The following is a 5,071-nucleotide window of genomic DNA, read 5'->3' as shown; positions in this document are numbered from 1 at the left end:
AGGGTAAGCACGTAGAAATTGCCGCCGCCGCGTCCCGTCATGGTCATCAGGACAGATAGAGCAAAAATAATCAGGGCTACTACGGTAATCTTAAGCATGACGATTATTTTCCGAGCCTTTTCGTCTCGATATGCTTCAGCAATTTCCCGGGCAGCACAAGGCTCGCAACGGCCTCGTAACCCCCTAGGACGACGCGCAAGTTTTCGTATCCCTTCGCACGTAGAAATGCATACACAATGGTCGACCTGATGCCGGTACTGCAGAAGATGCCGAGCGTTCTGTCACGGGGGATATCCCCAATGCGGTCGGGTATTTTGTCAATCGGAATATGCAGCGCCTCGATATGGTGTTCGAGCTTTAGCTGCAGAGATTCCACCTCGGGATACGAGCGCACGTCCAAAAAGACCGCATCATCCATTGTAAGTAATTTTTCCATCTCTATCTTATGCTTTCCCGCGCCAAAAAACTCAAAAGTCATTGTCCGTAAAACATGATCCATGTCATTCATAATGGCATTTTCCTTTCTATCTTTCGCAAAATTATCCAACCAGCCCCTGTTAATTCATGTTTTTCCGTTCTTGGATAACCTTTATTGCACAATGCAAAAATTCCACAACGCAGGGAATTACAAGACGATATTCTACTGTTCGGCCTTTACGTTCATCGTTTACGATACCGGCGGATCTCAATATGGTCAGATGTTTGGAAACAGTAGACTGATCCCCACCTATTACCGAGACAAGTTCTCCGACCGTACATGCGCCATCAGCCAAACGGCTTACAATCGCTAACCGTGATTCATGTGCAAGTGCTTTAAGAACCCTGGCTGGAGAACGAAGATCAACCGTGACTTTTTTCCTCATGCCTTATAAATCTCAATTCTATATGACAATATTACCATATGGCCATATTATCATATAATTATTCGATTGTCAAGGGGAATTATTCTACAATTAAGCTTTTATATTCCTTTTTTTAGGGATTCTTTATGACAGGCTAAATATCTTAGCAAGCCCGGTGACTGCCCCCAATAACTGAGATATTACCTACAATTTTATAATCAGCCTGGTGCCCCACTCCCTCTTTGGGCAGGAGTGGGTTACCTCATTGGCAATTTTACAAAGGCATCCCACCCCCACTTGAGGCAAACCAACATAAACAAGGTGAAGCACTTATGTTATCAAATAAAGCTATAGCTTTAATTATTCAAAAAAATAGATTAAATGATGCTTTATTTGATTTCGAGCAATCCTTATATATATAGAGAAAAATAGCGAATAAAAATGGTGAAGCGGGAGCATTAGGGAACATAGGCACTATATATCTTTTAAAAGGCAATCTTAATAATGCGCTAAAATATTTTAAACAATCTTTTAAAATTTTTCAAGATATAGGCTATATAAAAAACGAAGCAATGGCATTAAGTAGTATTGGCTCAGTTTATATGTATAAAGGTAATCAAGACTCAACACTCAAATATCTTAATGAAGCATTCAATATACTAGAAAAACATAAATTGACCCATGGCAAAGCTGAAATACTGAAAGCATTAGAAGAAATAGAAAATCAATAATTATCCCCCCAAATAAAAATCCTTGCCGAATTCAGCTTATTTATTATACTGATAAAGTAGGTCGGACTATAACCCCATTGCAACGGGGTAAAGCCCGACACGTTGTTTGAGGAGAGATTTCGGGGCAGTAGCTCAGTTGGGAGAGCGGTACGTTCGCAACGTACAGGTCGGCGGTTCGAGCCCGCTCTGCTCCAGTTGTTTGACAATATAATTACGCGCTAGGTGGGGAGTTAGCGGTGCCCTGAACCCGGAATCCGCTCTACCGGGGCCGAATTCCCATCTGAGGCTTGGAAACTTTAATCAGACGCCGTACGGGAGTGTTGATCGAACAAGCCTTGCGCAACGGCAGGCCGCCCAACCCCGTCAGGACTGGAAAGTAGCAGCGGTAAGTGGATTCTCCGTGTGATGCAAGTTTACTTGAACGTGAGCTTTCCGGCGACGGCTGTTTACTGGCTAAGGGTCGAAGATGGGTGCGCGTTATTAATTTATTCCAAAAGGAACGGCAAGGTAAGACCTATCCTATGAGTTACTTAGCTTTAGCTCGACGATACAGACCGGATGATTTTTCCAAGATTCTGGCTCAGAATCATATAACAAAGACGCTGTCAAATGCTGTTAAAAGCGGCCGTATTGCTCATGCTTTTTTATTATGTGGTCCGCGCGGCACTGGCAAGACAACTACCGCCAGGGTTTTAGCCAAATCGCTTAATTGCGAAAAAGGCCCAACTGATACTCCCTGCGGTGAGTGCGTCAACTGCAAGGAAATCAAAGCCGGCATCTCCGCGGATGTTTTCGAAATCGACGCCGCCTCCAATCGCGGTATCGATGACATTCGGGAACTTCGGGAGAATGTTCGTTATGCGCCGGTATCATCAAGGTATAAAGTGTATATTATAGATGAGGTTCATCGTCTTACCCAAGAAGCTTTCGACGCCCTGTTAAAAACATTGGAAGAACCTCCGCCGCATGTGATATTTATATTCGCCACAACCGAGCCGCAAAATCTGCCGGCGACAATTCTTTCGCGCACTCAGCGTTTCGATTTCAAACGAGTGCCGGTATCGGCATTAGCCGAAACTGTCAATAATATCGCCAAGCAGGAGAAACAGGAAATCGAACCCAAGGCGGCGCTTATGATAGCCCGTAAAGCCGATGGCTCGCTTCGTGATGCGCTATCCTTGCTTGACCAACTGACCAGTTTTAGCGAAAGCAAGATTACCGCCGAATCCGCATCGGAGATTCTGGGGTTAGTTAAGGCTGATTTTCTGTTTAAGATAACAAGCTCTATTATCGAACATAACGCTTCCCAGGTTCTCGAACTGCTTAATATCTATATTGCCGAGGGCGGCGATATAGATGAAATGTCAACCGAATTATCATATTTTCTCAGCAAGTTATTAATGATAAAAAACAAAATTCGCGATATTGCCCTTCTCGAAATAGATACGGTAGAACTGGAGAAATATGAGGCTTTGACAACCGATATCGATACTTTTGATTTATTGCGAATGCTTCAAATACTTGCTGATTTTATAGCCGCTAAAAAATCGGGAGTAGACCCGGTAGTGGCAATCGAGGTTGCCCTGACCCGTATGGCCGGGCTTGATAAAACGATAGAGATAAATCAGCTGTTAGTTCAGGGGATATCTGCAAAACCGGCTTCCCAAAGTACTTCTAAAAAGATGAATTATTCACAGCCGCCGGTGAAGCATGCCAGCCGTTATAGCAAACCGGATAACACCAATAACCAACCGGCAACTACTAAGATACAGCCATCCGGACCGCATAAACTTGAGGATATCAATAAATGGTGGCCTAATTTCTTAAACTTTATTAAGGCTAAAAGAAAAATGGTCTGGGTTAATTTGCAGCATATGTCTATTGAAAAAGCCGAAAATAATATGGTAACTTTGGGCTATACCGATAAGAACGGCGGCAACAAGTCTTTACTGGAAACGGATAAAAGCTTTATTGCTGAACAGATATCCGAATATTGCGGCAGCAATGTCGGGATTGTTTTTATTAAAGCTAATAATAATATAGATAACGGGCAGAAATTACCGCAAGGAAACGTTAACAAAATTTTAGAACAAAACCCGAAAATTAAAACGATAATCGATAATATCGATGGTGATATTATTGGTTCTTGAGGAAGTTCGAAATGAATCAACAACTTTTTATAGATGTTTTACAAGGAGCATATATGGCTAAAGGACTTGGCGATTTGATGAAACAGATGCAGAAAATGCAGGCATCCGTTGAGAAAATGCAAGAGGAATTGGCAGACAAAACCGTTGAGGGAAGCGCCGGCGGCGGAATGGTGAAAGTTGTCGCTAACGGCAAACAAGAACTGTTGGAAATCAAAATCGATCCGGAGGTTGTTAACCCGGACGAGATTGAAATGCTTGAGGAACTTATTCTGGCGGCTGTTAATCAGGCTAAAGAAAACGCCGAAAAACTCCAGATAGATGGCCTTTCGGGCTTGACCGGAGGTTTGCCAATACCGGGCTTGAAGTTCTAACAGTATTTATGGCAAACATATTAGATGATTTAATTGACAAACTGACGATACTGCCGGGGATTGGAAAAAAAAGCGCCTCCCGGATTGCTTTTTTTATCCTCAAGTTGCCGTTGTCCAAAGTTGAGGAGTTTGCCAACGCTATAATCAAAGCAAAAAAGATTCTAAAGCCATGCCGACTGTGCGGCAATTTAGCAGAGGGTGATATTTGCCATATCTGCTCCAACTCCAAACGAGAGAGTTCCCTGATATGTGTGGTTGAGGAACCATCCGATGTGTTAGTGATTGAAAATGCTGGAGAGTACAAAGGGATTTATCATGTGCTCAACGGCGCTCTTTCGCCTCTTGATGGAGTTGGCCCTGATGATATTAACATAGCCTCGCTTAAGGAAAGAGCGGCAAGCGGAATTAAAGAAATAATTTTAGCCACTAATCCTAATACGGAGGGCGAGGCAACGGCGGCATATATTATCAATATGCTGAAACCGCTTAATATCAAGCTTACCCGTATCGCAAGGGGCATACCAGTAGGGGGATTTTTGGAGTATACAGATAAAACCACCCTGAGCAAAGCCTTGGAGAACAGAACTGATATAGTATAACCTCAGGGGGTTAACAAATTAAGAAAAAAATTCACTACTGTCCGGCCTTTTGTCCGCCTTAGGCGGATGCTATATCCGTAGCCCAGGCAACATCCCACCTTAGACTCATCTTCTACAGTTCGATTTGTTAAGCAATTTACTATAAGCAGGTTACAAAGCGCAAAAAAGTGTAGTGCCTCACTTTTTCAGCTTATTACAACAAATTTAGACCGTCTGTTTAACATTTTCCTGCCTGCCGGCGCCCGCCTGTCTGCGGACATGGGGCATGGCGTAAAGTTGGAGGCATCGCCACACCGCTAACCTGGGCTACCTTGCCTATAGTACCTTTCGTTTCATTACGGATGATGTAGCCTTTGTCGTTGATGGTTACCTCAAGCT

General features: G+C 43.3%; 6 protein-coding genes, 1 tRNA gene and 1 other RNA gene. 6 read left to right on the top strand and 2 right to left on the bottom strand.

Translation table 11 applies throughout. The annotated features are described in order from the left end of the window. Nucleotides 1-103: 103 nt before the first annotated feature. Both J7K40_06175 and J7K40_06170 read right to left on the bottom strand, forming a co-directional pair. Complete coding sequence (locus J7K40_06175) at nt 104-508, bottom strand: rhodanese-like domain-containing protein (GenBank protein ID MCD6161981.1); 405 nt, start codon at nt 506-508, stop codon at nt 104-106. Nucleotides 509-557: 49 nt separating this feature from the next. Next, on the bottom strand, nt 558-863 hold the full coding sequence (locus J7K40_06170; GenBank protein MCD6161980.1) for a winged helix-turn-helix transcriptional regulator: 306 nt from the start codon (nt 861-863) through the stop codon (nt 558-560). 407 nt (nt 864-1,270) lie between these two features. Here J7K40_06170 and J7K40_06165 point away from each other — a divergent pair, with 407 nt between their 5' ends. The 6 genes from J7K40_06165 (at nt 1,271) to recR (ending at nt 4,693) form a co-directional block, all read left to right on the top strand. After that, complete coding sequence (locus J7K40_06165; protein ID MCD6161979.1) at nt 1,271-1,573, top strand: tetratricopeptide repeat protein; 303 nt, start codon at nt 1,271-1,273, stop codon at nt 1,571-1,573. Nucleotides 1,574-1,694: 121 nt separating this feature from the next. Beyond that, a tRNA-Ala gene (locus J7K40_06160) sits at nt 1,695-1,767 on the top strand. A 19-nt stretch (nt 1,768-1,786) separates the two neighbouring features. Then, nucleotides 1,787-2,051, top strand: an RNA gene (ffs, locus tag J7K40_06155) — signal recognition particle sRNA large type. A gap of 43 nt (nt 2,052-2,094) precedes the next feature. Then, on the top strand, nt 2,095-3,723 hold the full coding sequence (gene dnaX, locus J7K40_06150; GenBank protein MCD6161978.1) for a DNA polymerase III subunit gamma/tau: 1,629 nt from the start codon (nt 2,095-2,097) through the stop codon (nt 3,721-3,723). Nucleotides 3,724-3,776: 53 nt separating this feature from the next. Continuing rightward, a complete protein-coding gene (locus tag J7K40_06145) occupies nt 3,777-4,094 on the top strand; it encodes a YbaB/EbfC family nucleoid-associated protein (GenBank protein MCD6161977.1) in 318 nt (105 codons plus the stop codon). A gap of 8 nt (nt 4,095-4,102) precedes the next feature. Next, nucleotides 4,103-4,693 carry a recombination protein RecR gene (gene recR / locus J7K40_06140; protein ID MCD6161976.1) on the top strand — a complete coding sequence of 197 codons (591 nt, stop codon included), beginning with the start codon at nt 4,103-4,105 and terminating at the stop codon, nt 4,691-4,693. Nucleotides 4,694-5,071: the final 378 nt, after the last annotated feature.

It is taken from the genome of Candidatus Zixiibacteriota bacterium, from assembly GCA_021159005.1.
GTDB lineage: Bacteria > Zixibacteria > MSB-5A5 > UBA10806 > 4484-95 > JAGGSN01.
Note: the sequence above shows the minus strand (reverse complement) of the source record. Positions and strands in the feature narration are given on the sequence as shown.

Excerpts from the sequence above, each read along its gene's own strand:
- J7K40_06175 (MCD6161981.1), bottom strand. The coding sequence starts at position 508 with ATGAATGACATGGATCATGTTTTACGGACAATGACTTTTGAGTTTTTT.
- J7K40_06170 (MCD6161980.1), bottom strand. The coding sequence starts at position 863 with ATGAGGAAAAAAGTCACGGTTGATCTTCGTTCTCCAGCCAGGGTTCTT.
- dnaX (MCD6161978.1), top strand. The coding sequence starts at position 2,095 with ATGAGTTACTTAGCTTTAGCTCGACGATACAGACCGGATGATTTTTCC.
- J7K40_06145 (MCD6161977.1), top strand. The coding sequence starts at position 3,777 with ATGGCTAAAGGACTTGGCGATTTGATGAAACAGATGCAGAAAATGCAG.
- recR (MCD6161976.1), top strand. The coding sequence starts at position 4,103 with ATGGCAAACATATTAGATGATTTAATTGACAAACTGACGATACTGCCG.